The 26,810-nt window shown below is 38.0% G+C and carries 20 protein-coding genes; 10 read left to right on the top strand and 10 right to left on the bottom strand.

Going from position 1 to position 26,810, the window contains the following annotated elements:
- Positions 1-61: 61 nt before the first annotated feature.
- The 3 genes from argS to NBC122_RS05700 form a co-directional block, all read right to left on the bottom strand.
- Positions 62-1,840, bottom strand: coding sequence for an arginine--tRNA ligase (gene argS / locus NBC122_RS05690; RefSeq protein WP_133439450.1), 1,779 nt, complete (start codon positions 1,838-1,840; stop codon positions 62-64).
- 80 nt (positions 1,841-1,920) lie between these two features.
- Positions 1,921-3,324 carry a SusD/RagB family nutrient-binding outer membrane lipoprotein gene (locus NBC122_RS05695; RefSeq protein WP_246012463.1) on the bottom strand — a complete coding sequence of 468 codons (1,404 nt, stop codon included), beginning with the start codon at positions 3,322-3,324 and terminating at the stop codon, positions 1,921-1,923.
- Positions 3,325-3,370: 46 nt separating this feature from the next.
- On the bottom strand, positions 3,371-6,379 hold the full coding sequence (locus NBC122_RS05700; RefSeq protein ID WP_133439452.1) for a SusC/RagA family TonB-linked outer membrane protein: 3,009 nt from the start codon (positions 6,377-6,379) through the stop codon (positions 3,371-3,373).
- Positions 6,380-6,491: 112 nt separating this feature from the next.
- Between NBC122_RS05700 and NBC122_RS05705 the strand changes: the two genes are divergently transcribed.
- Positions 6,492-7,133: a ribonuclease HII gene (locus NBC122_RS05705; protein WP_133439453.1), complete on the top strand. Its 642-nt coding sequence runs from the start codon at positions 6,492-6,494 to the stop codon at positions 7,131-7,133.
- A 647-nt stretch (positions 7,134-7,780) separates the two neighbouring features.
- Here NBC122_RS05705 and yidC read toward each other — a convergent pair.
- Together yidC and NBC122_RS05715 are read right to left on the bottom strand one after the other, a co-directional pair.
- Entirely contained in the window at positions 7,781-9,592 is a 1,812-nt protein-coding gene (yidC, locus tag NBC122_RS05710; protein WP_133439454.1) for a membrane protein insertase YidC, read from the bottom strand.
- Between the two features lie 164 nt (positions 9,593-9,756).
- Positions 9,757-11,364 (bottom strand): CTP synthase, encoded by a 1,608-nt coding sequence (locus tag NBC122_RS05715; RefSeq protein WP_133439455.1) that lies wholly within the window; start codon positions 11,362-11,364, stop codon positions 9,757-9,759.
- Positions 11,365-11,577: 213 nt separating this feature from the next.
- Between NBC122_RS05715 and NBC122_RS05720 the strand changes: the two genes are divergently transcribed.
- From NBC122_RS05720 to NBC122_RS05740, 5 genes are all read left to right on the top strand, one after another.
- The gene (locus NBC122_RS05720; protein ID WP_133439456.1) at positions 11,578-12,105 is read left to right on the top strand and encodes a YceI family protein; all 528 of its coding nucleotides are present in this window, start codon (positions 11,578-11,580) and stop codon (positions 12,103-12,105) included.
- A 92-nt stretch (positions 12,106-12,197) separates the two neighbouring features.
- Positions 12,198-13,544 carry a DNA repair protein RadA gene (gene radA / locus NBC122_RS05725; RefSeq protein WP_133439457.1) on the top strand — a complete coding sequence of 449 codons (1,347 nt, stop codon included), beginning with the start codon at positions 12,198-12,200 and terminating at the stop codon, positions 13,542-13,544.
- 73 nt (positions 13,545-13,617) lie between these two features.
- A complete protein-coding gene (locus NBC122_RS05730; protein WP_133439458.1) occupies positions 13,618-13,848 on the top strand; it encodes a hypothetical protein in 231 nt (76 codons plus the stop codon).
- Positions 13,838-14,182: a type II toxin-antitoxin system PemK/MazF family toxin gene (locus NBC122_RS05735; RefSeq protein WP_133439459.1), complete on the top strand. Its 345-nt coding sequence runs from the start codon at positions 13,838-13,840 to the stop codon at positions 14,180-14,182. Before NBC122_RS05730 ends, NBC122_RS05735 begins: the two co-directional genes overlap by 11 nt.
- Positions 14,182-14,754, top strand: a complete 573-nt coding sequence (locus tag NBC122_RS05740; protein WP_133439460.1) for an acyl carrier protein phosphodiesterase — start codon at positions 14,182-14,184, stop codon at positions 14,752-14,754. Before NBC122_RS05735 ends, NBC122_RS05740 begins: the two co-directional genes overlap by 1 nt.
- Here NBC122_RS05740 and NBC122_RS05745 read toward each other — a convergent pair.
- Positions 14,751-15,266 (bottom strand): DUF6702 family protein, encoded by a 516-nt coding sequence (locus NBC122_RS05745; RefSeq protein WP_133439461.1) that lies wholly within the window; start codon positions 15,264-15,266, stop codon positions 14,751-14,753. The two genes, NBC122_RS05740 and NBC122_RS05745, sit on opposite strands and share 4 nt — an antisense overlap.
- Positions 15,267-15,344: 78 nt before the next feature.
- Positions 15,345-18,590 carry a S8/S53 family peptidase gene (locus NBC122_RS05750; RefSeq protein WP_133439462.1) on the bottom strand — a complete coding sequence of 1,082 codons (3,246 nt, stop codon included), beginning with the start codon at positions 18,588-18,590 and terminating at the stop codon, positions 15,345-15,347.
- A gap of 163 nt (positions 18,591-18,753) precedes the next feature.
- Between NBC122_RS05750 and NBC122_RS05755 the strand changes: the two genes are divergently transcribed.
- The 4 genes from NBC122_RS05755 to groL all read left to right on the top strand — a co-directional run bounded on the left by NBC122_RS05755 (position 18,754) and on the right by groL (position 23,950).
- Entirely contained in the window at positions 18,754-19,332 is a 579-nt protein-coding gene (locus tag NBC122_RS05755; RefSeq protein WP_133439463.1) for a HupE/UreJ family protein, read from the top strand.
- Between the two features lie 81 nt (positions 19,333-19,413).
- Complete coding sequence (locus NBC122_RS05760) at positions 19,414-21,786, top strand: M1 family metallopeptidase (protein WP_133439464.1); 2,373 nt, start codon at positions 19,414-19,416, stop codon at positions 21,784-21,786.
- 162 nt (positions 21,787-21,948) lie between these two features.
- Positions 21,949-22,227: a co-chaperone GroES gene (locus NBC122_RS05765; protein WP_133439465.1), complete on the top strand. Its 279-nt coding sequence runs from the start codon at positions 21,949-21,951 to the stop codon at positions 22,225-22,227.
- 97 nt (positions 22,228-22,324) lie between these two features.
- On the top strand, positions 22,325-23,950 hold the full coding sequence (groL, locus tag NBC122_RS05770) for a chaperonin GroEL (RefSeq protein WP_133439466.1): 1,626 nt from the start codon (positions 22,325-22,327) through the stop codon (positions 23,948-23,950).
- 204 nt (positions 23,951-24,154) lie between these two features.
- On the opposite strand, the gene pyk is transcribed toward groL, so the two are convergent.
- From pyk to rnc, 3 genes are read right to left on the bottom strand one after another with little or no spacing between them, the layout of a single operon-like run.
- Positions 24,155-25,600 carry a pyruvate kinase gene (gene pyk / locus NBC122_RS05775; RefSeq protein WP_133439467.1) on the bottom strand — a complete coding sequence of 482 codons (1,446 nt, stop codon included), beginning with the start codon at positions 25,598-25,600 and terminating at the stop codon, positions 24,155-24,157.
- A complete protein-coding gene (locus NBC122_RS05780) occupies positions 25,593-26,063 on the bottom strand; it encodes an IPExxxVDY family protein (protein ID WP_133439468.1) in 471 nt (156 codons plus the stop codon). The genes pyk and NBC122_RS05780 overlap by 8 nt, the downstream gene beginning before the upstream one ends.
- On the bottom strand, positions 26,038-26,802 hold the full coding sequence (gene rnc / locus NBC122_RS05785) for a ribonuclease III (protein WP_133439469.1): 765 nt from the start codon (positions 26,800-26,802) through the stop codon (positions 26,038-26,040). Before rnc ends, NBC122_RS05780 begins: the two co-directional genes overlap by 26 nt.
- Positions 26,803-26,810: the final 8 nt, after the last annotated feature.

Below are 26,810 nucleotides of genomic sequence, written 5' to 3' on the forward strand. Positions count from 1 at the left end.
CTGTTAGGGCTTTAAGCCCTAACAGCGCTCAACGTTGGAAGCAAAGTGGCACGCCCAACTATTACATTCTATTTACAGTTCCGATCCCTAAAAGCTCCAAGCCTTTTTTGATTGTTTTACCGGTAAGTTCTGATAATTCCAAGCGGAAGTTTTTCGCGTTTTCGTCTTCTTGATTTAGAATCGGATTGTTCTGATAGAAGGAGTTATATGATTTTACCACATCATATACATAGTTCGCGACGAGGGCCGGAGACAACGTTTCCGCAGCTCTGGAAACCACTTCTTTGAAATTGGAAAGGTTCATCACCAATTCCTTTTCTGAAGCATTGAGTTCGTAATCGGAAACGGTTGCTTTTTTATAATCCGCTTTAGCCAGTAAAGATTGAATTCTGGCATAAGTATACTGAATAAAAGGTCCTGTATTCCCAGCAAAGTCGATACTTTCAGCGGGATTAAACAACATTTTTTTCTTGGGATCCACTTTCAGCATGAAATATTTCAGTGCACCTAAGCCGACTGTTTCGTAGGATTTTTCTTTTTCGTCGTCCGATAAAGTTTCCAGTTTACCCAGTTCCTGTGCTTTTTCTTTTGCGGTATCATACATTTCCTGCATCAAATCATCAGCATCGACCACGGTTCCTTCGCGGGATTTCATTTTGCCTGCGGGAAGTTCAACCATTCCATAGGAAAGATGGAAAAGATTTTCTGCCCAGTCGTAGCCTAGTTTTTTGAGAATTTTGAACAATACATCGAAGTGGTAATCCTGTTCGTTTCCGACGGTATAAATTAATTTCTGGATTGAGTTTTCTTTGAAACGCTGAACAGCTGTTCCCAAATCCTGCGTCATGTAAACCGAAGTCCCGTCGCCACGCAGCAATAATTTATGATCTAAACCTTCCTCAGATAGATCACACCAAACCGAGCCGTCTTCTTTTTTGTATAAAACGCCTTTATTCAATCCTTCCTGAATTAAGTCTTTTCCTAAAAGATAAGTGTTGCTTTCATACTGAACCTGATCGAAATCAACGCCCAGTCGTTTATAGGTTTGTGCAAAACCGTCATACACCCAGGAATTCATTTCTGACCAAAGCTTTTTGACCGTTTCGTCACCTTTCTCCCAATCGAGAAGCATTTTTTGAGCTTCTAAAATGATCGGTGCCTGTTTTTTGGCTACTTCTTCTTCGTAACCTTTTTCGACTAATTCCGCAATTTCTTTTTTATACTCTTTGTCAAAAGCGACATAATAGTTGCCCACGAGTTTATCTCCTTTAAGGTGGGTAGATTCCGGTGTTTCGTTGGTTCCGGATTTCTGCCAGGCAAGCATCGATTTGCAGATATGGATTCCGCGGTCGTTGATGATCTGGGTTTTAATAACATTATAACCGTCTTCTTTTAGTATCTGCGCCACAGAATATCCTAAAAGGTTATTCCGGATATGACCAAGGTGCAGGGGTTTATTAGTGTTTGGTGAAGAGTATTCCACCATTACAGTTTGGTTTTTTGCTTCTTTTTTATCAAAATTTTCTTCGATGGAATGGAAGTTTTCTAAGAAGAAATTATTTTTAATTTTCAAATTAAGAAACCCTTTCACCACATTATAGCTTTCGACAAAGTCGGACTGGGTGGTAAAAGCATCGCCTAATTCCATAGCGATAGTATCCGGACTTCTTTTTAAAATTTTGACCAGCGGAAAAGTAACAATCGTAAAGTCACCTTCGAATTCAGATTTATTTTGCTGAACATCGAGGGTGATGTTATTTCTCTGATTCACATCATCAATTTGAAAAACGGTTTCGATGATTTCAGCAACTTTATTTTGGATGATTTCTTTAATGTTCATGGTTTTATTTTGAATGACAAATATACGGAAATAAAAAAACCACTCCGAGGAGTGGTTTAGATTAATTCTTTAAATAAATATTAGAATTTATCCCAGAATAGTTTAGTAGTTGCTTTGTCTCCACCGATTGCAGTTGCAGCAGCATTAACATTAGCTTTATTAAGAACGTATTCCTGGTCAGAATAAGGCATTCTTACTGGAACACCATCTGTTTTAGAGTTTTTAGGATTAACAAAAACTGGTTGGTCTAATCTTCTTGAAAATAACCATGCAGCGAAAGGTTTGTTAAACATAGCGATGTATGCTTCTTCGCCAATCGATTTTTTCCAGTTTGCAGCATCATATGGATGTGCAACTAGATAAGCAGCAGCATCTGCAGAACTAACATTATTCAATGTCATTGATACTGTAACTGCCTGATCGTAGAATGAAGCAGCTGTACCTCCAACAGAGTAACCTCTTGCAGCAGCTTCAGCTTTCATAAACAGGATCTCTTCGTAGCTTAACAAATTTGCAGGCGCAGTTGGTGCTAAGAAGAAACTGCTCATGTGAGAATAGGAAGCAAAAGGATTTTTGTCTCCGAAAACCCCACCAACATAATTTCCACCCACTTTGGTAAACCATGTTGCCATTCTCGGATCATTTTTACCTTTCATCATATTGATCACTAATTCACTTGGAATAAAGTCATCTCTGTTGGAAGCAACTAAATCATCATAAACTGGATTACTATAAGTTCCACCTGGAAATTTTAGTGAGTATGCTTCATCATTAGAAGCGATTACACCACTTGCGATTGCTGTTTCGATTGCCGTTTTGGCCGTAGCATCTACAGTAGTACTAGCAGAAGCTAAATTTACTCCCAGTCTTAATTTAATAGAGTTTGCCAAATGTTTCCATTTTGTCATATTTCCATTATAGACCAAATCGCCTGAATCGTACCCTTTTTTGCTTTCGTCAATAGTAGCAACAACTGCTGTAATTCTCGCTAAAAGGCTGGTATAGATGGCTTTTGCATCGTCATACTTTGGGGCAAAACTACCATCACCTGCATTTAAGGCTTCAGAATAAGGGATGTTTCCATAAGTATCTACCAGGTTTTCCCAAACAGCAATCTGAGAAATTTCTAAAGTAGCCATTCTATTTATTCTTTCTACTTCAGTAGCTACTGCTTCAGAAGGAAGGTTTTTCTTAGCAGTTTCATAGTTGTTTAAGGAATTAACATACATTCTGTTCCAATGATTACGAGGTTGGTTTCTTGTGACCAAGTCATAATTTGTTTCGTCTGTATAAGTTACTTCTGCCCATTGTTGAACAAAGAATCTGTAATTGTTAAAATTCACACTTCCAGTAAAAGCTGAATAGAAGAACTGCTGTTGGCCCATCGCTAAGAGCGTTGCCGACGGCAAAACGGATGGGTGCTTTGGGTCATTGTTCAAAGAAAGCAAGTCTCTTTGACAAGAGGTGAGGCTTATTGCAGCCAAGGCACCTATGATAAGTTTATTAAGTAATTTTTTCATTGTTGTAATCTTAGAATTTTAAAGTAACATTTAATCCGATGTCTCTCGTTGTTGGTAGAGATCCAATAGACCAGCCGTATGATCTGTTGCCACCGCCTACCATGTTTTCAGGATCTGCGTAAGGTAAGTTTTTACTGATAATCCACAAGTTTCTTCCCACTAAAGAGATTTTTGCATCTCTAACGAAAGTTCCAGCTAAAAGGGACTGAGGTAGGGTATATCCAATAGCAGCTTCTCTTAGTTTAACATAAGAACCGTCATAAACGAATCTCTTATTTGGCATTCTTGCGTATCCATCTAATGAACCAAAATCCATTGGGTCAGCAGTGTTAGTGGTGTTTACGTTTCCATTAGGATTAACACCAGGCCATATAACTCCTGCTTCTCTAACGTTGCCGGTTGCTGTTTCCTCAGGTAACCCTGTAGCAAGTCCATAGTACATATCGGTAGAGAATACGTCACCACCATGTCTTACATCGATTAAGAAACTTAAAGAAACACCTTTATAGTTCATGCTGTTTCTTACGCCTGCTAACCAATCAGGGGTTACATTTCCAATAATTTGGTTTCCTTGACGTAAATAATAACCTGTACTTGCGTTAATCACTTTTTCTCCATTAAGGTAAACGTAGTCAGAACCTACTAAAGTTCCCCAAGCTTCTCCTTCTCTTGCATTAAGAGAAACACCTCCTTGGTATGAAGCTAATAATACGTTTGATACATCGGTAACATCATTATGAAGTAATTCTACAACTTCGTTTCTGTTTTGTGACCAGTTAGCGTCAATATTCCAGGTGAAATTAGCATTTTTAACTGGTACAAAACCTAATTGAACTTCGTATCCCCAGTTGTCAATTCGACCTGCGTTGATTGAAGCTGAGCTTAAACCCGACCCGGAAGAAATTGGCAATGTAAGAATTTGATTAATCGTTTTAGTTTTATAATAAGCAACATCAAAAGTAACTCTGTTGTTAAATAAACTTCCTTCTGTACCAAATTCAAATTCTTTTGCTCTTTGTGGTTTTAACTTATTGTTTGGTTGACGAGTTTGACTTCCAGACAGACCAACATTACCAAAGAAACCTGCTGCACCGTAGTAATAATCTAAGTCGTATGCATTAGCTGTTCCTCCTACTTCCGCGTAGTTGGCTCTGATTTTCCAGAATTTTAACCAATCAGTTTTAACTAATTCTGATAAAATTAATGCACCTGTGACAGATCCGTATCTGTATACATTGTCTCCAGCAGGAAGTGTTGAACTTTGATCAATTCTGTAAGTTCCATCTACATATAAAATTTTGTAGAGGTCAAGTGAAGCTGAAGCGTATCCTGAATTAGTTTGAGTGATATATTCAGTTTCCGATGGAGCTAAGCCCGGAGCCGCACCATTGGCTAAACTGTAAATGTTTCTTAGTACTAATCCTCCTTCGGTCGTAGCATAGATTGAATTGTAACTGTTTCTTCGTACAGTACCTCCTACAACACCACTTAGGTTAACATTATCAGTAACGTCGAATTTGTAACTAGCCATTACGTCGTAGTTAGTCTCTGTCTTAGTGATGTCCTGTCTTCCGTATCCAGATCCAATGTCATTTCCTGCAGCACCGAATGTTTGTGCTAGTGAACCTATCGCTAAGCGATCATCAATACTTAAGTTAGTTCTGTCATGACTTACTTTACCCATCAAGTTGATGTTTTTCGTAAGGTCATACGTTAAACTTGCGATACTGAAAGATCTTGTTCTTTTATCAGTAGGGTAGCTCTCATATACCTGGAAGTAGGGATTATTCCAGAAAATGGGGTTAGGGTTGCTAGAACTTTTAGGGTTCCAGCTTACGTTACCGTAGTTATTTGCTGCGGTACCATTCGCCCCACTATTTCTTAAGTAAGCGTCTCTCAAAGAAAGAACATCTACGTTAGTTTGCCACCACTGTCTGAAATTGGTTACGATATTATCACTATATCCAGTTGTGTTTCTACCTTTAGTATCTTGTAGATTTAAAGTGCTAAAGAATGAACCGTGTAACTTGGGAGTGAAGTCATAATTCGTTTTTAAAGTAAACGTATTTTTAGACATTTTAGAATTTGGCATCAATCCGCTTGAAGTCATGTTGTCATAAGAGAACATGATGTTTTGGCCTTTTGATCCTTTTTCTAAAGTAACAGTATTACTAAAAGTAAATGGGGTTTCAAAGAATTTAATCGGACCATTTTTCGCTGCTACCCACGGAGTTGCTTTTCCATAGTTAGGAGAAGTTGGGTCTAATGAATCCCATTGGTAAACGAGCAAACTTGGATCGAACTTAGGACCCCAAGATGCATCTTCTGCAAAGTTGGCATAAGGGTGCCCATCCGCCGCTGGGGCTTCAGTGTAGAAATCTTGCTCATATCCTGCACCATACTTATCCTGGTATTTCAAGAAAGTGCTTTTGTCGATAAATCCTGCCTGAACACCTGATGTCCAGCTTACTCCCCAAGATCCGTCCTCACCACCTCTACCATTTTTAGTAGTAATTAGAATTACACCGTTCAGACCTCTTTCACCGTAAAGTGCAGATGCTGCTGCACCTTTCAATACGTTGATTGAAGCGATGTCTTCCTGGTTGATGTCAGACAATGCATTACCAAAATCTTTCCCAAATCCAAAAGTAGAGTCGTTGTTAACAGGAGTACCATCGATTACTACCAATGGGCTACTACCAGCAACACCTTTGATACCTCTGATCACCATATTGGCAGATCCGGCAAAGTTACTGTTGGCAATAACGCTAAGACCTGCTACTTTACCGGAAAGTTGCGATGCAATGTTTCCAGTGTTAGTGGTTCCGTCTGATAGAGCATCAGATTTAACTTCTTGAGAAGCATAACCTAGCGATTTTTTCTCTCTTTTGATACCCAAAGCCGTTACTACGACTCCTTCGATATCTTGCGTTTTGATCGTGTCTTTTTTCTGTGCATTTACCAAAGCAAATGACGCAGTCAAAACTACAGCTAAAACGCTTGTTGTTAGTTTCTTCATATCAAATTAAATTTTTTCATTACAACAAAAGTGCAAACTTTTTGCAATATGACCAAACTTTTTGTTAATTAATTCTTAAAAATTTTATAGTTTTACAGTTATAATCAATTTAATGGAATTATTAAAAACCTTCTCCGGCAGTTATTTAGAAGCAGGTTGCGATGAAGTCGGCAGAGGGTGTCTCTGCGGACCTGTCGTTGCTGCGGCGGTTATACTCGATGAAAATTTTAACCAAAATTTGGTTAATGATTCTAAAAAATTAACATTTAAGACCCGGATGTATTTGGATGATTATATTAAAAATAATGTGAAAGATTTTGCCATCGCACAGCTTTCCCCAGCTTTTATTGATGAGCATAATATCTTAAATGCAAGTATTCATGCAATGCATCTGGCTTTAGATCGACTGAAAATACGTCCGGAACTTCTTTTAATCGATGGAAACCGGTTTCATCCTTATCAGTTGATTCCACATCAATGTATTGTAAAAGGTGATTCTAAAATTCTTTCGATTGCGTGTGCTTCTATTTTAGCAAAAAATTACCGCGATCAGCTGATGATCAAATTGCATGAAGAATTCCCAGAATATGGTTGGAACAAAAATATGGGTTACGCTACCAAACAACACCGGGAGGCTTTGGTTAAATATGGACCAACCGTTCATCACCGCAAATCCTTCAGACTGGATTACAGAGAAGAAGATCATGTTATTTACCCCATTAAAACCGATATTAATGAGATGCTCACTTATTAAATAGCAGGTCATCACGCCTATTTTGTCTGTTATAAAACCGCAAAGTTCTCCCTAGGCTTTTGCGGTAAAGCACATCCGGCCTCCTTAAATATTCGAAATTACCGCTCAGTTTGCTGCTTTTTTTTTAAATTTGGTATAGCGTTTCAGCAGTTGTTAGACTGTCCTTTAGAAGAGATTTCTGAAGTTCCTATCTTTTGACCCTAAACGTATTTCTTTTGCCACCGATCCAAATAAAAAGCATTATATCACCACTATTTCTCCAATAATTTATTGGATTTATATTGGACTTTTATTGGAGGTATATTGGAGATGGATGCAAATGTCACATAGGTATTGCAAGAGAATCTATAGAGTGGCCTGGCCTGAACTCACTTTACAGATAAACTAATCAATCCTGATATAACGATACATAAATGGTTATCCTGAAAGAGCTATACCACTGGATTGCCAGGGCTAAAATTCTTCTGACTTTTCCCGTCTTAAATTTGACTGTTCATCTTCATAAATCCGGTTGGCTTTTTTTGCGGTAATCTATTTTTGACTTCTTTATCAATTTTAACTAAGTAATAAACAATTGCGCTGGAGGATATTTCAATAAAAAAACGGAAGATTGATTTCTTCCGTTTTTTTTATTGAAATATTTTATTTTATTTTTTCTTTCCTGACTGCTGCTGCACTTTCTGTTGTTCCTGTGCTTTTTCCATCATTTCACGCATTCTTTTCTGGAATTTCCCCTCAGGTTTTGGTTCTTTGGTTTTATTCTGCTGAATTTGAGCATGTATTTTCTTCTCATCCAGAATCCAATATTTAATGACCAAAATAATTAAAATATTAATGGCATTCGATACAAAATAATACCATGATAAACCTGATGCGGAGGTGTTTAAGAAAAACAGGAAGGTAATCGGGAAGATGTACATGATTACTTTCATATTCGGCATTCCTTCCTGAGTCGGTTGCTGAATGTTTCCTGCTGTCATTACCGTATAGATTAAAATCACCACCGTACACGCTATTGCGAAAATACTTAAATGGTCTCCTAATAATGGAACACTGAATGGCAGTTTAATCACATCATCATAAGCTGTTAAATCTTTAGCGAACCAAAAACTTTTACCGCGTAAGTCAATCATATTCGGGAAGAAGCGGAACAGTGCGTAGAAGATAGGAACCTGAATCAGTCCCGGCAAACAGCCCGCCATTTGATTTACACCGGCCTTTCGATAAACAGCCATTGTTTCCTGCTGTTTTTTCATGGGATCCGCATTCTTATATTTGGCATTTACTTCGTCAATTTCCGGACGAATTACCCGCATCATTGCACTCAGTTTATGTTGTTTAAACATCACCGGTGACAAAATGATTTTCACGATAATCGTCATCAGGAAAATAACCCAGCCTGCTGCCAGTCCCCAACTTGAAATTAAATTATACATCGGGATAAAGAACCATCTGTTCAGTGTTCCGATAAATGACCAACCTAAAGGAAGTAATTCATCAAAGTTTTTATCGTAAGATTTTAATAAAGGTAAATCCAGTGGCATAAAATACCATTTAAAATCCTGATTCAATTCGCCTGCGGCTAAATCAACCTGGCCATTGAAATTGAATTTTTTAACAAACTCACCTTCGTCGACTGTATCTTGTGAGCCGTGGGTGTTTTTGAAACCGTGCTGCGGTTCAATAACCATTGCGAAAAACTGTTGTTTAATTGCCAGCCAGTTCAGTGTTTCTTTTGGCTCTTCCATTGTGGTTCTGCCGTCGTAATCAAAACTTTTATAATCATTAAAAGCATAATTGAATTCGGTGTGGGTCTGCTCCTGAGAACGGCCTTTTTCCATTTGCCTTGCACTAAGATCCCAGATGAAATCTGCTTTGGAATCAGAAACCAGTTGCGCCAGATTTTGCGTTTTTACATTAAAGTCAACGGTATATTTATCCAATAACGTATAAATGAACTGTATCACCGCTCCGTTCACATTAGCCTGCATCGTTACCGAATTTCCGTTTTGAGTCGGAGCAAAAACTAAATCTTTAGTGTTAAAGGTCTTTCCTGATTTATCTTTAAACTGAAAACCGTACGATGAGTTGTTTTTATCAAAAAGCAGAAGCTTCTTATCATTGACATCGTTTTTTTTATCGTAAGCTTTATACTGGTTTAATTCAACGGTAGTAAGTTGACCACCCAAAGTCGAAATTCCTAAAGTCAGTTCTTTGTTTTTCAGTTCTACCTGCTGTATTGACGTGGTTTTTACGCTGTCGTTCAGGTTGGTTACCATGGCCGGTTTTGTGGCGGTAGCTGGCGCTGTTTGCTTTACCTCGGTTTTGTTTTTGGCTTCTTTTAATTGTTGCTCAGTGGCCTGCTTGTTTTGAAAGTAAAACATTGCGCCCATAATAATCATTGAAAACAGTGCGAAGATGATCAATTGATTTTTATCTAAACCGTTATTTTGCTGCATTTTTATTTATTTGAATTTAAAATTTTGGGTTTGAAATTTATCAGTTTCCTCCCTTTTAATTTTGGGTGACAAAAATACTGAAATTTTTGGCAATGAAGAATTTTTTTGACTAATGATTTAAAAACAAAAGAGATAAAAAACATTTTGTCTTTTATCTCCTTGTCTTATTTTTTTGTAGATGCCTTAATCAGTGCCTTGAATAAAGGATGTGGCGAAGCAACCGTACTTTTGTATTCCGGGTGATATTGTACTCCGATATAAAAAGGGTGGTCTTTCAGTTCAAGCGTTTCGACCAGCTCGGTTTCGGGATTGAAACCTGTTGGAATCAAACCGTTTTTTTCAAATTCATCCCGGTATTCCGAATTGAATTCATACCGGTGACGGTGTCTTTCCGAAATATTTTTCGTGCCGTAAATTTCATTCAGTTTTGAGCCGGTTTTCAAAGTGCATTTCCAGGCTCCTAATCTCATGGTTCCGCCTTTTTCAACCACATTTTTTTGATCTTCCATTAAAGAAATTACAGGTTCAGGGGTGGATGTATCAAATTCCATAGAGTTGGCTTTCTTGTGACCAAGAATATTCCGTGCAAATTCGATCGTCATGATCTGCATTCCCAAACAAATTCCCAAAAGTGGAATATTATGTTCTCTGGCATATTTCGCCGCGGCGATTTTTCCTTCAATTCCGCGGTCTCCAAATCCTGGAGCAATCAGCATTCCATCGATTCCTGCAAATGTTTCTGCAACATTTCCATTGTCGAGTTCACCACTGTACACCCATCTTACTTTTACTTCAGTTTCCAGATCGGCCCCTGCATGAATAAAAGCTTCGGCGATAGATTTGTAGGAATCCTGCAGCGAAACATATTTCCCGACCAAAGCAATCTCAACTGATTTTTTCGGGTTTTTGTATTTTTTAAGGAAAGTTTTCCAGTCTTTTAAATCAGCCTGTTTGTCAGATTTTAGATTCAGTTCTTTTAAAACGACATCATCGAAATCCTGTTTTTGCAAATAAAGAGGAACTTCATAAATGGTTTCCAGATCTTTACATTCAATCACGTTTTCCAAAGCTACGTTACAGAACTGAGCCAATTTCATCCGCTGTTCTTTCGGGATAATATGCTCCGTTCTACAAACCAGAACATCAGCCTGAATCCCTGATTCCATCAGCTGACGGACAGAATGTTGGGAAGGTTTTGTTTTCAATTCTCCACTGGACGCCAGATATGGCAACAAAGTCAGGTGAATTACCATTGAATTATTTTCGCCCAGTTCCCATTTTAGCTGACGAACACTTTCTATATAAGGAAGGGATTCGATATCGCCTACGGTTCCGCCAATTTCGGTGATGATGATGTCGTAGTTCTGCTTGGCCAGCATTTTTATGCGGCGCTTAATTTCGTTGGTAATATGGGGAATAACCTGCACGGTTTTTCCCAGGAAGTCCCCTTTTCTTTCTTTTTCAATAACGGTTTGGTAAATTTTACCTGTTGTTACATTATTGTTTTGAGAAGTATTGGAATTCAGGAATCTTTCGTAATGTCCGAGATCCAAATCGGTTTCTGCGCCGTCTTCGGTCACGTAACATTCTCCGTGTTCATAGGGATTTAGTGTTCCCGGATCGATATTAATGTAAGGATCAAGCTTTTGGATGGTGACATTGAATCCTCTCGATTTCAGCAGTAAGCCAAGTGAAGCAGAGACGATTCCTTTGCCTAAAGAAGAGGTTACACCGCCGGTGACGAAGATGTATTTCGTGTTCTTTTTGCTCATTAGTTTAGGTTTGGGCAAAGTTAGCGTAAAAAGTTTAACGGGGCAATTAGGTTAGTTCAAAATTTAATTAAATACATTCATTTCAGATGAAATGTTCTCAGGTATGACACATGAGATTTGTCACTCCGTAAAAGGCTGAAACATGTTTAACTTGGTCTGGTAATTGAGCTCTAAACTATAGTTACACTTCAGTAACTGCTAAATATTAAAAAAATGAAAAATTCATTACAATCAATTCTTGTATTAGTTGCCTTAACGCTTGTTGGTTTTGTAAATGCACAAAACATTACGGGAAAATCTACAACAGTTAATATTGCCGGGACTTCACCAATGCATGATTGGGTGATGAACGGATCTGAAGCGAGCTTCACAGGAAATGCCAGCGGAAACACCATTACCAATGTGAAATTCACAATGCCGGTAAAAAGCCTGAAAAGCACCAAAGGAAAAATGATGGATAACAAGGCGTATGGCGCATTGAAATCCGACAAATTCCCCAATATTATCTTTGCTGCACCAACATTAACCGTTGGAAAAGGAAATTTAGCAGGTAAAATGACGATCGCAGGGGTTACCAAAGAGGTGAACTTTCCTGTTACCGTTACGAAAAACGGCGCATCTTATCATATAACAGGTACCGAAAATATGAAATTGTCAACGTACGGAATTGAAAGACCTGGTTTCATGGGCGTGAAAACCGGTGATGCTATTAAAGTTACCGTAAACATCGTAGCCAACTAATATTTTCTATTACAAATCTCAATAGCCGCTTTTTAGCGGTTATTTTTTTGCTGAAATCTTAATAATTCAAAAAAAAGCGGGAAATTCGCAACATGGCAAAAGTGAAAACGGCATACGTCTGTCAAAATTGTGGAACGCAGTATCCGCAGTGGCTCGGACAGTGCAAGAATTGTGAGGAGTGGAATACTTTGGTGGAAGAAATTGTGGAAAAATCAGTCACAAAAAGTTTTATCGACCGCTCGAAACAGCATATCATCAATATTATCGAGGTCGAAACTTTCGAAGAACCCCGGATTACAACGCCTTCTGAAGAACTGAACCGCGTTCTCGGTGGCGGAATTGTTTTAGGCTCCGTCACTTTAATCGGTGGCGAACCGGGAATCGGGAAATCTACGCTGTTGCTTCAACTCGCTTTGAAAATGAAGAAGAAGATTCTTTATGTTTCCGGTGAGGAAAGCGCGTCGCAGATAAAAATGCGTGCTGACCGACTGACAGAACTGCAAAATCCGAACTGTTTTCTTTTTACCGAAACTTCGGTAGAAAAGATTCTGCACGAAGCAAAAAAACTGAAGCCGGATTTTTTGATCGTCGATTCTATTCAAACCTTGCAAAGTCAACTCATCGAAAGTTCGCCCGGAACGGTTTCGCAGATTCGCGAGTGTTCGAACGAGATCATTAAATTTTCTAAAGAAACCAATACACCGACTTTTTTAGTCGGACATATTACAAAAGACGGTCAGATCGCCGGTCCGAAAGTTTTGGAGCACATGGTAGATGTGGTGCTGAATTTTGACGGCGACCGAAATCATTTATTCCGATTGTTGAGAGCGAGTAAAAACCGTTTTGGTTCCACCGCCGAAATCGGGATTTATGAAATGGTTTCGCAAGGTTTAAAGGAGATCAAAAATCCTTCTGAGATTTTGATTACCAAGAAATTCGAAGAACTTTCCGGGAATTCTGTCGCGGTAACTTTAGAAGGAAACCGGCCGATGCTGATAGAAATTCAGGCTTTGGTAAGTACCGCAGTTTATGGAACGCCGCAAAGAAGCTGCACCGGTTTTGACTCGAAAAGGCTCAATATGCTTTTGGCGGTTTTAGAAAAAAGAGCTGGTTTTCAGTTGGGCGCAAAAGATGTTTTCCTGAATATTACGGGCGGAATAAAAACGGGAGATCCGGCTTTGGATTTGGCGGTGGTCGCTTCGATTCTTTCTTCGAATGAAGATATTGCAATATCGGAACATTTCTGTTTTGCCGGAGAAATCGGGTTGAGCGGAGAAATCCGTCCGATTCCGCAGATTGAACAAAGGATTTCGGAAGCGGAGAAATTGGGTTATGAGAAAATATTTGTTTCTAATTTAAATAAAATTCCGAAAAAGAAATATGGGATTATTGTGGAAGAAGTGAGTAAGATTGAGGATTTTCATGAACGGCTGTTTTAGATAGATCATGAATGTGTAAAAAGGATATACTTTATGGATATTAAATTCATATATTTGTGTAAAATTTGAATCAATGAAAGTGATTTCTTTAAAAATAGATGAATCCATTTTTTCGGAGACAGAAGATATTTTAAAAAAATATAAAAAGCCCAGAAACAGATATATTAATGAGGCTTTAGATTATTATAATCAGATGCAGAAAAGGGAAATTTTGAAGGCGAAGCTTTTGAAAAGTTCTTTGTTGGTGCGGGAAGATAATTTGGAGATTTTAAAAGAATTTGAAAGTTTAGAAAATGATTTTTAATCAGTTTGAAATTTGGATTGCAGATTTGAATCCACAAATCGGTACTGAAACAGGGAAGACAAGACCTGTTTTAGTGGTACAAACTAATTTGCTTAATGAAATAGAGCATACTTCTACCATTATTTGTCCGATCACGACCAAAATTAAAAATGCTGAATTGATCCGTGTTTTTTTGGATTCGAAAACAGGCGGTGTTTTTGAGGACTGCGAAATTATGATTGATCAAATCAGAGCATTAGACAATACGCGGTTTATAAAAAAAATTGGAATGGTTTCTCCTCAAATTATTCAGGAAGTAAAAACCGGACTGAAAATAGTACTGGATTTAGATTGATGAATTACCTCGCCCATTCCTATCTCGCCTTTACCGATGAACAGATCGTTGGTCAGTTTTTGGAAGATGTTATTCCGAACAGAGACCGCTTTTCTTTCCCCGAAAAAATCCAGCAGGGAATTACGTTGCACCGGGAAATCGATACTTTTACCGATGCTCATCCGGAAATCAGTGAGGCGAAGAAAATATTCAGTCCGCTTGTAAGATTGTATGCCGGTGCTTTTGTGGATGTGTCGATGGATTATTTTCTGGCAAATTCGTTAGCCGATGAGGTTTTGAAAAATCACGCCGAACGGGTTTATCGGGTTTTACGGAAATATCAGGAAATGCTTCCGGAAAAATTAATAAGGATGGTCGATGGTATGGAAAAAGACAATTGGCTTTATAATTACAAGGAAGATTGGGGAATCAAATATTCGATGCAGAATGTATTGAATAAAGCCAAATATCTGGAGAAAGATTTACCTGTTTTTGAATTGTTTCTGGCGAACAAACCGCAACTGCAAAAACATTTTGATCGGTTTTTCCCCGACCTTTTCGAGTATGCTCAAAAAGTAAATTCTGAGTTTTAAAAGATTTTATACAAATACCGGTTCGGATAATTCAGTTTGTCGCTTTCCCTTTTTCCGTTCACGATGATATGAATGATATTCATCTGGTCATCAAAAAAATTATAGAGCAAACTCACTGCAACTTCTACCTTTTTGGGTGGATTAAGCGTTTCAGATTCTAAGTAAATATTGACTGATTCACTGTTTTCCTCAAAACCGATATAGTTGATTTTCAAGAATTTATTGTCTGTTTTTACTTTCAGGTATTCTTCGCAATATTTCTTTAGTAATTCATTAATCTGCTGTTTGTATTTGGCATCATCAAAATGAACTGATTTTCCGTATTTTTCTTTCAGTCCATTTTCCAGATCATCCAGAAAAAATTTCCCCGTAATTTCAAAAGTTTTGGATGTTGGATTGTAATTAAATTCAACGGAACCAACGTGATAAGGATGAATTCTTGTTGACCAGGAGCTTAAACTCAGCACTAGAAAGGCAGTTGCACAAAATAAAAGGAATCTTTTAAATATCATGGAGGGACAATTTTAAACAAAGATAAAAAAAGTGGCAATCTTTCGACTGCCACTTCAATATAAATTAAAGAATTGAATTTATTCTTTAATAATTTTCTTCGTCACTTTAGCTTTTCCGTCGGTTGTAATTTCTACAATATACATTCCTTTTGAAAGTTTAGAAACATCAACTGAACCAGAATTATTTACGGTAGCTGTTTTAACAACTTTTCCTGATAAGTCGAAAATTTTCACGTTTCCGTGGTTTGATTTAAGGTCAATATTCAGTACGTCTTTAACCGGATTTGGATAAATCACCACTTGATCCTGTTTTGCATTTGTCGCTGCTAATAAAGAAGAACTTGTTCTCACAAAGAATCCACTGAATCCTGTTGTGTCAATTGTTACTTCCCAATATTTGTAAGTAGGATTCCATTTCACGTTTTCAATGCCTGGAGTTAAAGTTACAAACCCGTTGGTGTAAGATGTAGCTGTTCCTGAATTATCAGAACTTGTTCCAGAGAATTTATCGATTAAGACATTTGCTTTTCCTGCTTCATCGGTCGGTGAAGTAGGAAGTTTTACAGTATTTATTGCATTGTAAGCATCAAATTCGGATTGTGTAAAGTACAAGGTAACCCTTCCGGTAGCAGTGGTTGGGTTGGTTTCTGGCGTAATTTCGTATCTTCTTGCAACATAGGTTGATTCCGGGTTGGTCAACCAAACTTTTGCCGTAACATTTCCGGTGATCGTATTGATAGCCGTTTTTTCTACCATCCCGAGCAAATTACAATTTGTAGTTGCGTAGTTTTTACCTTCTGCCGCCAAGAAAGAAACTGTTTCATTTTGCGTGGCTAATGCTTTAATTTGAGGTTTATCTTCATAAGCCATCGCTCTAATTCTGTAATCAGATGTTGACAAAGTCCAAGTTGTTCCGGCATCAGTAGAGAACATACTTCTATTGTCTAAGTTGATGTTTTCTCTTCTTAATGACATTGCTCCACCTGAAGCATCAATGGTAACATAAAAATCCTTTCCTGTTGTAACTGAAAGTCCAAACTGACTAAAGTCTACAGAGTTCCAGGCGCTTCTTTGGAAATCGTTTAGAAGAGAATTGAAAGTCCTGGAAGCCAAAACCTGTCCTGGCTTGCCATCTACTACCGTTCTTATTGCAACCGTAACCGGAATATCACCTGATGCTCCGGAACCCGTGTAAAATAGTACAGATCCTAATTTTCCTGTAATTGTAGGAGTGTATTTTACCGCAAATACATAATTGGTAGAAGTGGTATTGCTATCTTGAGTACTGATGTAGAACTGCTCATCGTAAGCAATTGTTTCTGTCTCAGAAGTTTGACACCCGATTTCGTCTGCCACAGTTTTATAAATATCTAATTTACCGAATCCCCATCTCGGATTAGGAATAGTTCCTGTCATAGCATCTTGTCGTGCATTTGCCGTAAGTTTTGCTTTTACTTCTGCAGCAGTTATATTAGGATTGGCTTGTAGCAGCAATGCTACCGCCCCCGCAACACCTGGTGCAGACATGCTTGTTCCTTGGTTTTTTTTGTAATAAGTTCCATCAATATTATCAGAAGAAGTTGCTGCTAACATAGCGTCTGAAGACATTGCAGAAATTACATACTGTCCGGAAGCTGTAATGTCAGGCTTTTGGAAACCGTCTGCTCTCGGTCCTTGTGCACTAAATGAGGAAATGTTTTCTGCCAAATTATTTGTAAGAGTATATCCTCCAGGAGTACCGTTTGATTTATAAGAGGTTAGCCTTGCAATATAAGAAGCAACCGTAATTGCTTTTGTTGAATTACCGGGTGAACCCACAATATATTCGTTGTCCGCATCTGTTAAGGTTGAAGCGGCACCTTCCGTAACCTTATACCCGTGAACCATCATCGGGGTAGAACCGTTGTTGGTAAGTTCCATGGTATAAAGACCTTGACTGTTATCTGTAGTTCCTGTGTTTCTTGTAATTACAACCTGCACATATCTTTTATAATTTGCAGATGAAACCCAGTTGTAGACAAGAGCCGTGAATTTTCCACCTTGAATAGAATGCGAAGTCGTGGCTCCAGATGGAGAAAGATAAACACCACCATCTGGTGTAGTTAATTTTGCTGTCACATCATTGTCATTGCTTCCATACATATAAAAAGAAAATACAGATGAAAGTGAAGTGCTACTTCCTGCAGTAATGATGAAAGCTCCCGTAGAACTAGGGTCAATATTAACTTTTCTATGAATATTTGTTCCATAATCATTTCCGGCAGAAATTACAGCAACACGGCCAGGACCTGACGTAGTAAATTCATCAATTGCAATTTCATGTGGAGAAGTTCCATCATGAGCGCTTCCCTGACCACCAATACTCATGTTGAAAACGATGGGCTTGTTGAGAGCGGTCGCAACATTTTGAAAGTAAGTAATTGCATCAATTGTATTTGCTTGAGGGAATGACCCGTCCCCACCTTTTACAAAAACGATTCCTGCGTTAGGAGCAAATCCTCTGTGTCTTTTATCCGCAAAAGCAGCCCCGTTTCCAGCAGCCGTTGCTGAAACATGTGTTCCATGACCATTGATGTCTTTTTGTCTTACAAAATTTGCAGGGGTGCCATCTAATTCATCTTCGATTTGTGCTTTGGTATATTCGACTCCTTTTGCAAAACCTGCAGGACTGACCTCTGCGCCAGTTTTAGTTAGGGTCTGATCCCAAATGCTTATAATTCTACTTTTAGTAGGGTCGTTCGGATCTCTAAAATCAGGGTGTTTCCAGTCTATTCCCGTATCATAAATCCCAACTAAAACTCCTTCACCGTTGTAATTCGTGTTATTTAATACTCCTTGTTGAAGTAGATTTGCTCCCGATTGAATACGGCTGGTATCATTATGCAATTCATCAAATTGTGGTGCAATGATGGAAATAACATCCTTCATTTGAGCCATTTTTTCTAAATCATCAATCGTTACCAAAGCGGTTACAAACTTTGGCAGCGTACTTTGTACCAAGATTCCGTTTGCTTTTAATTTTTCAGCATGCTCTGTGTAAACAATACAAGAATACATGGTCTGTGCTCCTTTTCCAGTTACTACGAGATGTTGATCCAGTTGTAAGCCTTTTGCCACACTGCTTAACTTCTGTGCAGTTTGAGCAGTGTTTCTACTTTCTTCGATCAGTTTTTCAAATTTATAGTCCATTTTTTGGAACTGCCCGAAAACAGAACCGAAAAATAACAAAAAGATCAAGATTAAAGCTTTTTGCCCTTTGTCCATATGCCAATGGCGCTTAATCAGACGGTTATTCCATAGGGAAGAGAATAGTTTTTTCTTCATATTAACAATTTTTATTGTGATCAAAACTATTAAAATTTATTAAGTATTGCAACATTGTCACCAGATTTTTGAAATGATTGTATTGTTTGTGGTTAAATATGGTTTTCATGATGTATAATCTTGTATTTCTTTACAATAATGTTATTTTTACAAAAAAAATTTAATGACAGACTTCTTGTTTTATTTAAACCTTGGTTGGGAACATATTATTTCGTTGGATGCCCTTGATCATCAGCTTTTTGTTCTGGTTTTAGTGGCGGTTTATGCTTTAAAGGACTGGAAAAAGATCTTGTGGATTGTGACCGCTTTTACGGTTGGTCATTCCATTACTTTGGCGTTAAGTATTTTAGATGTTGTCCGGGTGTCGGGGAAATGGGTTGAGTTTTTAATTCCGCTCACCATTGTGATTACTGCGCTGGACAATATTTTAATGAGGAACAGACAAAATAATTTAATGAAAATGAATTATTATCTCGCTCTGTTTTTTGGATTGATTCACGGGATGGGATTTGCGAATACTGCAAGAATGATGATGGCAAATGAACAGCATATTTTTCTGCCGCTTTTGGGTTTCAATATTGGTCTGGAATTGGGGCAAATAGTTGTCGTTGTGGTAATTTTAATCGTTCAGTTTCTGTTGCTTAACCTTTTTAAAGTCAACAAAAAAGACTGGATTCTGTTTGTTTCCTCGGCTGTTTTTGCACTTTCTTTAAAAATGGCTTTGGAAAGAATTCCGTTTTAAAATGTTAAAGTTTTTATTTATAATCCCTTTTTTGTAACGAATTCTTAGTTTTGAATACTATTACTTAAACTTCTTTTTACAATGAATTTAAAATATCTCATTTTCTCCCTTTTTATTCCTTTGGGAATTTCCGCACAGGATATTCAAAACAATCCTAAAAGCAATCACGGGAATAAGTTTGAACAGCTGGGTACTGTTTTACCAACTCCGAATGTGTACAGAACCGCTTCGGGAGCTCCGGGGCAAGGCTATTGGCAAAACCGAGCCGATTATGACATTACCGCATTTCTGGATGAAGACAAAAGAAATTTGAAAGCTTCAGAAACCATTACTTATTTTAATAATTCCCCCGATGATTTAGAGTATCTCTGGCTTCAGCTGGACGAAAATGAGCAGTCATCCGTGAAAAATGCGGGCTACCAATCAGAATCTACATTGCCGAAAGTGGTAACGTCTGACGGACTAAAAGCTACTGATTTACCGGAAAAAGATAATGGTTACGGCGTAAATTTAGAAAAAGTTACCGATGCTTCAGGAAGACCTTTGAAATATATCGTCAATAAAACCATGATGCGCATCGATCTTCCGACAGTTTTGAAGAAAGGTGAGAAGATCACTTTTAAAATTGACTGGAATTATAATATACCAGACCGGATTAAAATGGGCGGTCGCGGCGGCTATGAATTTTTCCCGGAAGATGGGAATGATCTATATACCATCACCCAGTGGTTTCCGAGAATGTGTGTTTACAGCGATTTCAAAGGTTGGCAGAATAATCAGTTTACCGGGCGGGGCGAATTTGCTTTGGTTTTCGGTAATTATAAAGTTGCCATGAATGTTCCTGCAGATCATATTGTGGCTGCAACAGGAACGGGTAAAAATTATGAGCAGGTTTTAACTTCGGCACAACTTGCAAGATGGAAACAGGCTCAAAACGCAAATGAACCTTTGGAAATTGTAACTTTAGACGAAGCGAAAAAAGCGGAAAAAAGCAAATCCAAAGAAAGAAAAATCTGGAAATTTGAGGCCGAAAATGTCCGTGATTTTGCCTGGACTTCTTCGCGAAAATTTATTTGGGACGGAATGAAAGTTACGATTCCTGAAAATAACAATGAGGTCATGGCGATGAGTTTATATCCGAAAGAAGCGTATGGTCTTTACCGGAAATTTTCAACCCGCGCGGTTGCTCATACCATCAAAACTTATTCTGAATTCAGTATTCCTTACCCTTATCCCGTTGCGCAGTCCATCGAGGCGGCAAACGGAATGGAATATCCGATGATCTGTTTTAATTACGGAAGAACTGAAAAAGACGGAACTTACTCTGAAGGCATTAAGAACGGAATGATCGGCGTGATTATTCATGAAGTCGGCCATAACTTTTTCCCGATGATCATTAATTCCGACGAAAGACAGTGGTCCTGGATGGATGAAGGTTTAAATACTTTTTTAGAATATCTGACGGAGCAGAAATGGGATAACAAATTCCCTTCCCGACGTGGTCCTGCGTATGAGATTGTCGATTATATGAAGTTGCCCAAAGATCAGTTGGAGCCTATCATGACCAATTCCGAAAATATTGTGCAGTTTGGACCAAATGCGTATTCAAAACCTGCGACCGGACTGAATATTCTCCGTGAAACCATTATGGGCAGAGAACTTTTTGATAAAGCTTTTAAAACCTATTCCAAAAGATGGGCTTTCAAACATCCTGAACCGGCAGATTTTTTCCGTACGATGAATGATGCAAGTGCTGAAAATCTCGATTGGTTTTGGCGCGGTTGGTTTTATGGCATCGATCCTGTCGATATTTCTATTGATAAGGTTACGGTTGCTTCGCCGGATTTAGATTCTGCCCCGAAAACCAGAGAAGTTACTTATACGGTTGAAAAACCGTTGCAAAGTGATTTTGAAGATATTTCGAAAATCAGAAACAGAGAAGATAAAACCATCACTTTCTATACCGATACTGATAAAGGATCCCAGGATTTCTACTGGCGTTACAATCGTGGTCAGGAAAAAGTAGATATGAAAAAAGAATATAAAATGAAGATGGATCATTTTGAGAATGTACCTCAAAAAGAGAAATCGAAATTAGAAAAAGTCTATGCTTATCAAATTGATTTCAGCAACAAAGGAGGTTTGGTAATGCCGATTATTCTGGAATTTACTTTTGAAGACGGAAGTAAATTAAACGATAAATCTTCTGCACAGATCTGGAGAAAGAACGAACAGAAAGTTTCTAAAACGTATTATTTCGACAAGAAATTAAAATCGATCCAACTCGACCCGATGCGTGAAACCGCAGACATCGATACCTCAAACAATTTCTGGGGAGAAGTGCCGGAACCGACATCGAAGTTTCAGGTTTTCAAACAAAAACAGGAAGGTGCCGTACGCGGAGCTGCTAATGGAAAGATCAATCCTATGCAGGCGGCAGGAAAGAAAAATTAATTTTTAAAGAAAGTATATAAAGCCATTCGAATTTTGAATGGCTTTTTTTCTGCCAAAATTTCTCATTCAATTAAACACATAATGACAGATTTTCAGATAAGCCGCTGTGGCATTGTTTTAGTGAATAAGAAAGCATAACATAATAATTTAAACAAAAGTAATATGTCAGTAAAATTCAGACCATTAGCAGATCGCGTTTTAGTTGAACCGATTAAAGCTGAAACGAAAACCGCTTCAGGAATTATTATCCCAGACACCGCAAAAGAAAAACCTCAGGAAGGAACTGTAGTTGCAGTAGGACCAGGAAAAAAAGATGAACCGACTACGGTTCAGGTAGGCGACAAAGTGCTTTACGGAAAATATTCAGGCTCCGAGTTAAAGTTAGATGGCAAAGATTATCTTATCGTAAAAGAAAGTGATTTATTGGGGATTTTAGGATAAAATAGGGGTGAAAAATACGATGTACGAAGTGCAAAGTATTTTTTGTTATTAATAATTAAGAATCATTGTACATAATACATTAATACAATAAAAAAAAATGGCAAAAGAAATAAAATTCGATATCGAATCCAGAGATGCTTTGAAAAGAGGCGTTGATGCATTAGCAAATGCAGTAAAAGTTACATTAGGACCAAAAGGAAGAAATGTAGTAATAGAAAAGTCTTTCGGTGCACCACACGTAACCAAAGACGGTGTTTCCGTCGCAAAAGAAATTGAACTCGAAGACCGTGTTGAAAATATGGGTGCTCAGATGGTGAAGGAAGTAGCTTCCAGAACCAGTGATATCGCAGGAGACGGTACAACTACTGCAACCGTTCTTGCTCAGGCAATCGTTCGCGAAGGGTTGAAAAACGTTGCAGCCGGTGCCAATCCAATGGATTTGAAAAGAGGTATTGATAAAGCAGTTTCTGAAGTCGTTAAAAACTTACAGGCTCAATCTCAGAAAGTGGGTGATTCTTCAGAAAAAATTAAGCAGGTTGCTTCTATTTCTGCCAATAACGATGATACCATTGGAACTTTAATCGCTGAAGCGTTTGGAAAAGTTGGTAAAGAAGGTGTAATTACTGTTGAAGAAGCCAAAGGCACAGATACCACTGTTGACGTGGTTGAAGGAATGCAGTTCGACAGAGGTTACCAATCTCCGTATTTCGTTACCAATCCTGAAAAAATGGTGGCGGAATTAGAAAATCCTTATATTCTTTTGGTTGAGAAAAAAATCTCTTCAATGAAAGATTTGCTTCCTGTTTTAGAGCCGGTTGCACAGGCAGGAAGATCTTTGTTAATTATCTGTGAGGAAGTTGAAGGTGAAGCTTTAGCAACTTTAGTAGTAAATAAATTAAGAGGTTCTTTGAAGATTGCTGCTGTAAAAGCTCCGGGATTCGGGGACAGAAGAAAAGCAATGTTAGAAGATATCGCCATCTTAACAGGCGGCACCGTTATTTCTGAAGAGAGAGGTTTCACCATGGAAAATGCTACTTTGGAAATGTTGGGAACTGCTGAAAAAGTAGTGATCGACAAAGACAATACTACTTTGGTAAACGGTGGAGGAGACGAAGCTCAGATCAAAGGAAGAGTTAGCCAGATCAAAGCTCAGATGGAAACAACTACTTCTGATTACGACAAAGAAAAATTGCAGGAAAGATTGGCGAAATTAGCCGGTGGAGTTGCAGTTCTATATGTTGGAGCAGCCTCTGAAGTTGAAATGAAAGAGAAAAAAGACAGAGTTGATGATGCACTTCACGCAACAAGAGCCGCAGTGGAAGAAGGAATTGTTCCCGGAGGTGGTGTTGCTTTGGTAAGAAGTATTCCTGCTTTGGATACTTTGAAAGGAGATAATCAGGATCAGGATACAGGTATCAAAATCGTAAAAAGAGCGATCGAAGAACCATTGAGACAAATCGTTGCCAACGCAGGTGGTGAAGGTTCTGTAATCGTTGCGAAAGTATCAGAAGGAACCGGAGATTTCGGTTTCAATGCGAAAAACGATGAATTTGTAAATATGTACGAAGCAGGAATCATTGATCCTACGAAAGTAGTTCGTGTTGCCTTGGAAAATGCCGCTTCAGTGGCAGGAATGTTGTTAACTACAGAATGCGTTATTACGGAAATTAAAAGCGCAGAACCAGCAATGCCAATGGGTGGCGGAATGCCGGGAATGATGTAATTTTATACCCTCAAAGGTAATTATAAAAATAATCCGTTCAATTCGTTGAGCGGATTATTTTTTATTATAAAGAGATGATTGTTAAAGCTTTCAGCCTCTTCCTTCAAATCTGAAGAAATTTCAGAGTAAATTTTATTTTGTCTCAAAAAAACAAAAAAAAATTGCGTTCAAAAAGAACGCAATTTTTTTAATATTTGAATGGGATTAAATGTTAGTCAATCTCAACGTATTTGTTTTTCCATCTTCATAAGCTGGAGTTGCATTAAGGTTCAACACAAAGTCACCTTTTTCTACATAACCATAAGTGTGAGCCAACATATTAACCTGAATAATGGTTTCATCGGTTGATTTCTGCATATCATAATAAAATGCACGAACGCCCCACAATAAATTCAACATCGTGATAACGCGTTTGTTAGAGCTGAATACAATAATGTTAGAATTTGGTCGGTGTGCTGAAATCTGAAAGGCAGTGTAACCGGAATATGTTAAAGTAACAATCGCTTCCACATTGGTGGTTTTTGCAATTCGTACGGCCGCAAGACAAATTCTTTTCGTAATAAAACGTTCATCGATGCAATCGAAATCATGTTCAATTGGCGAGTTTTTAGTTCTGTAAAAATGAGTTTGCTCAATATTTTTAACAATCTTAGCCATGTTTTTAACAACATCGACGGGATAACGGCCTACGGAAGTCTCTCCGGAAAGCATTACCGCATCAGCACCATCTAATACAGAGTTCGCAACATCGTTTACCTCTGCTCTGGTCGGCGTTAAGCTTGTAATCATGGTTTCCATCATCTGGGTGGCGATGATTACGGGTTTCGAGTGTTTACGGGCTTTCTCTACCAGGTTTTTTTGAATGGCCGGGACTTCTTCCATCGGAACTTCTACACCCAAATCACCACGTGCAACCATGATACCATCGCATTCAAGAAGGATTTCTTCAATATTTTTGACTCCTTCCGGTTTTTCGATTTTTGCGATAATTGGTGTTTTCTGTCTGTTGGTAGGATGGTTTTTTATAATCTCCTTTAAATCAATAATATCCTGCGCATGGCGGACAAAAGATAAAGCAATCCAATCTAATTCCAGATCCAGTATGTAGTTAGCATCTTCAATATCTTTTTCTGTTAAAGCTGGAAGAGAAACATTGGTGTTAGGAAGATTGACGCCTTTTTTAGAACTTAGTGGTCCTCCTTGAATTGTCTTCGCCTTTACAGTATCTATATTATTGGTTTCGGTGACTTCTAAAACGAGCTTTCCGTCATCAATCAAAATTCTTTCGCCAACTTTTACATCTTGCGGAAATTTCTGATAAGTCATATAAACTTTTTCAGAATCACCTTCTATTTTTTCATTGGTAAAGGTTAGGATGTCGCCTGGATTCAGGTATGATCCTTCTTTCACCACGCCAACGCGCAGTTTCGGACCTTGTAAATCTCCCAGGATTCCTACAGACTGTCCCAGTTCCTGATTGATTTCGCGGATGGTTTCTACATTCTTTTTTACGATATCGTAATCAGCATGCGAAAAATTTATTCTAAAGATATCTACACCGGCTTGAACCAGTTGCATCATCGTTTCTTTGTCAGAAGAAGCTGGACCGAGCGTCGCGATGATTTTTGTTTTTTTTATATATTTATTCATAATATTGAATTAATTGATAAAGCTCCTCGATAGGGCTTAATTGAAAATCTTGTATTTGAAACATCAGGTTTTCAGGCAGCAAAATTAGTGAAAAATCGTCAAATGGTTCCGAAGTCTTGATGAGGTAATTTACATCGGGATAATGGTCGAGTAAATATTTTGTATCCTGCTCTGTATTAAAGAGTTCTACGGGACTGCTTTTTTGAATGCTGTGACTTGACTGATTTGCAATAAAATGAATGCAGATTTTCGTATCGTGATGAAATGACCGAAACCGCGGAAAATAATAGTCATAATACTTACCATGATCAATTAAATCTGTAATTCGGGTAAACTTGAATGGGTTCAATACATTGAGATGATAAAAAAGTTCATAATCGGGAACTTCTTTTGCAAGACGAACTAGACCTAAGGTAATTTCATCGTCTTCATCAATCTCAAGAGTGAACTTTTGGGTTTTCAAGAATACTTTGTTTTTTATTTAAAATATAGAAAGCTCTTTGTGCAGCTTTTTCTTCTGCTTTTTTCTTAGAAGTTTCCGTAGCATTCGATATCTTATCGTTATCCAGCCAGACATGAGTTCTAAAAACAAAATTTTTATTGGCCTGGATCTCTTCTAAAGTCTCGTACCTGATCGTGACTTTTTTCTTTTGACTCCATTCCAGCAACAGCCCTTTATAGCTGATTATTTTGTTTTCAAGTTGATTGATCGCTTTTGGCGTCAGCAGGCGGTCGAGAAGTATTTTTCTGCAGGTATCATAATCCTGGTCGAGATAAATTGCTCCTACTAAGGCTTCAAAAAGATTCCCAGCGATATTTTCACTGAGAGAAGTATTGGATTCATTTTGCAAAAACTTAGTCAGTGAGAGTTCGTTCCCTAATTTATTAAGGTTTTTCCTGTTTACAATTTTTGATTTCATCTGAGTGAGATATCCTTCATTAGCATCGGGATAAGTCGAAAAAAGATGGCAGGAAATAATCGTTCCCAACACAGAGTCTCCTAAGAACTCGAGACGTTCATAGTTTCTGGTTTGCTTGTTTTTAGAAGATGTTTTTAAAGAAAATGCTTCCCGATAGAGATTAATATTTTGAACAGGACAACCAGTGATTTTGGTCATTTCATTGCTTAAATAATAGTCTTTCTCTGATAGGTTTTTTTTTCTTTTAGCTAGGAATTTAGAAATGTATTTCTTTAACTCCATTGAATTGG

Origin of the sequence: Chryseobacterium salivictor (genome assembly GCF_004359195.1) — a bacterium.
Lineage (GTDB): Bacteria > Bacteroidota > Bacteroidia > Flavobacteriales > Weeksellaceae > Kaistella > Kaistella salivictor.

What these genes read in the sequence shown, in the direction of transcription:
- argS (WP_133439450.1), bottom strand. Translation starts at nt 1,840, where the DNA reads ATGAACATTAAAGAAATCATCCAAAATAAAGTTGCTGAAATCATCGAA.
- NBC122_RS05700 (WP_133439452.1), bottom strand. Translation starts at nt 6,379, where the DNA reads ATGAAGAAACTAACAACAAGCGTTTTAGCTGTAGTTTTGACTGCGTCA.
- NBC122_RS05705 (WP_133439453.1), top strand. Translation starts at nt 6,492, where the DNA reads ATGGAATTATTAAAAACCTTCTCCGGCAGTTATTTAGAAGCAGGTTGC.
- yidC (WP_133439454.1), bottom strand. Translation starts at nt 9,592, where the DNA reads ATGCAGCAAAATAACGGTTTAGATAAAAATCAATTGATCATCTTCGCA.
- NBC122_RS05715 (WP_133439455.1), bottom strand. Translation starts at nt 11,364, where the DNA reads ATGAGCAAAAAGAACACGAAATACATCTTCGTCACCGGCGGTGTAACC.
- NBC122_RS05720 (WP_133439456.1), top strand. Translation starts at nt 11,578, where the DNA reads ATGAAAAATTCATTACAATCAATTCTTGTATTAGTTGCCTTAACGCTT.
- radA (WP_133439457.1), top strand. Translation starts at nt 12,198, where the DNA reads ATGGCAAAAGTGAAAACGGCATACGTCTGTCAAAATTGTGGAACGCAG.
- NBC122_RS05730 (WP_133439458.1), top strand. Translation starts at nt 13,618, where the DNA reads ATGAAAGTGATTTCTTTAAAAATAGATGAATCCATTTTTTCGGAGACA.
- NBC122_RS05735 (WP_133439459.1), top strand. Translation starts at nt 13,838, where the DNA reads ATGATTTTTAATCAGTTTGAAATTTGGATTGCAGATTTGAATCCACAA.
- NBC122_RS05740 (WP_133439460.1), top strand. Translation starts at nt 14,182, where the DNA reads ATGAATTACCTCGCCCATTCCTATCTCGCCTTTACCGATGAACAGATC.
- NBC122_RS05745 (WP_133439461.1), bottom strand. Translation starts at nt 15,266, where the DNA reads ATGATATTTAAAAGATTCCTTTTATTTTGTGCAACTGCCTTTCTAGTG.
- NBC122_RS05750 (WP_133439462.1), bottom strand. Translation starts at nt 18,590, where the DNA reads ATGAAGAAAAAACTATTCTCTTCCCTATGGAATAACCGTCTGATTAAG.
- NBC122_RS05755 (WP_133439463.1), top strand. Translation starts at nt 18,754, where the DNA reads ATGACAGACTTCTTGTTTTATTTAAACCTTGGTTGGGAACATATTATT.
- NBC122_RS05760 (WP_133439464.1), top strand. Translation starts at nt 19,414, where the DNA reads ATGAATTTAAAATATCTCATTTTCTCCCTTTTTATTCCTTTGGGAATT.
- NBC122_RS05765 (WP_133439465.1), top strand. Translation starts at nt 21,949, where the DNA reads ATGTCAGTAAAATTCAGACCATTAGCAGATCGCGTTTTAGTTGAACCG.
- groL (WP_133439466.1), top strand. Translation starts at nt 22,325, where the DNA reads ATGGCAAAAGAAATAAAATTCGATATCGAATCCAGAGATGCTTTGAAA.
- pyk (WP_133439467.1), bottom strand. Translation starts at nt 25,600, where the DNA reads ATGAATAAATATATAAAAAAAACAAAAATCATCGCGACGCTCGGTCCA.
- rnc (WP_133439469.1), bottom strand. Translation starts at nt 26,802, where the DNA reads ATGGAGTTAAAGAAATACATTTCTAAATTCCTAGCTAAAAGAAAAAAA.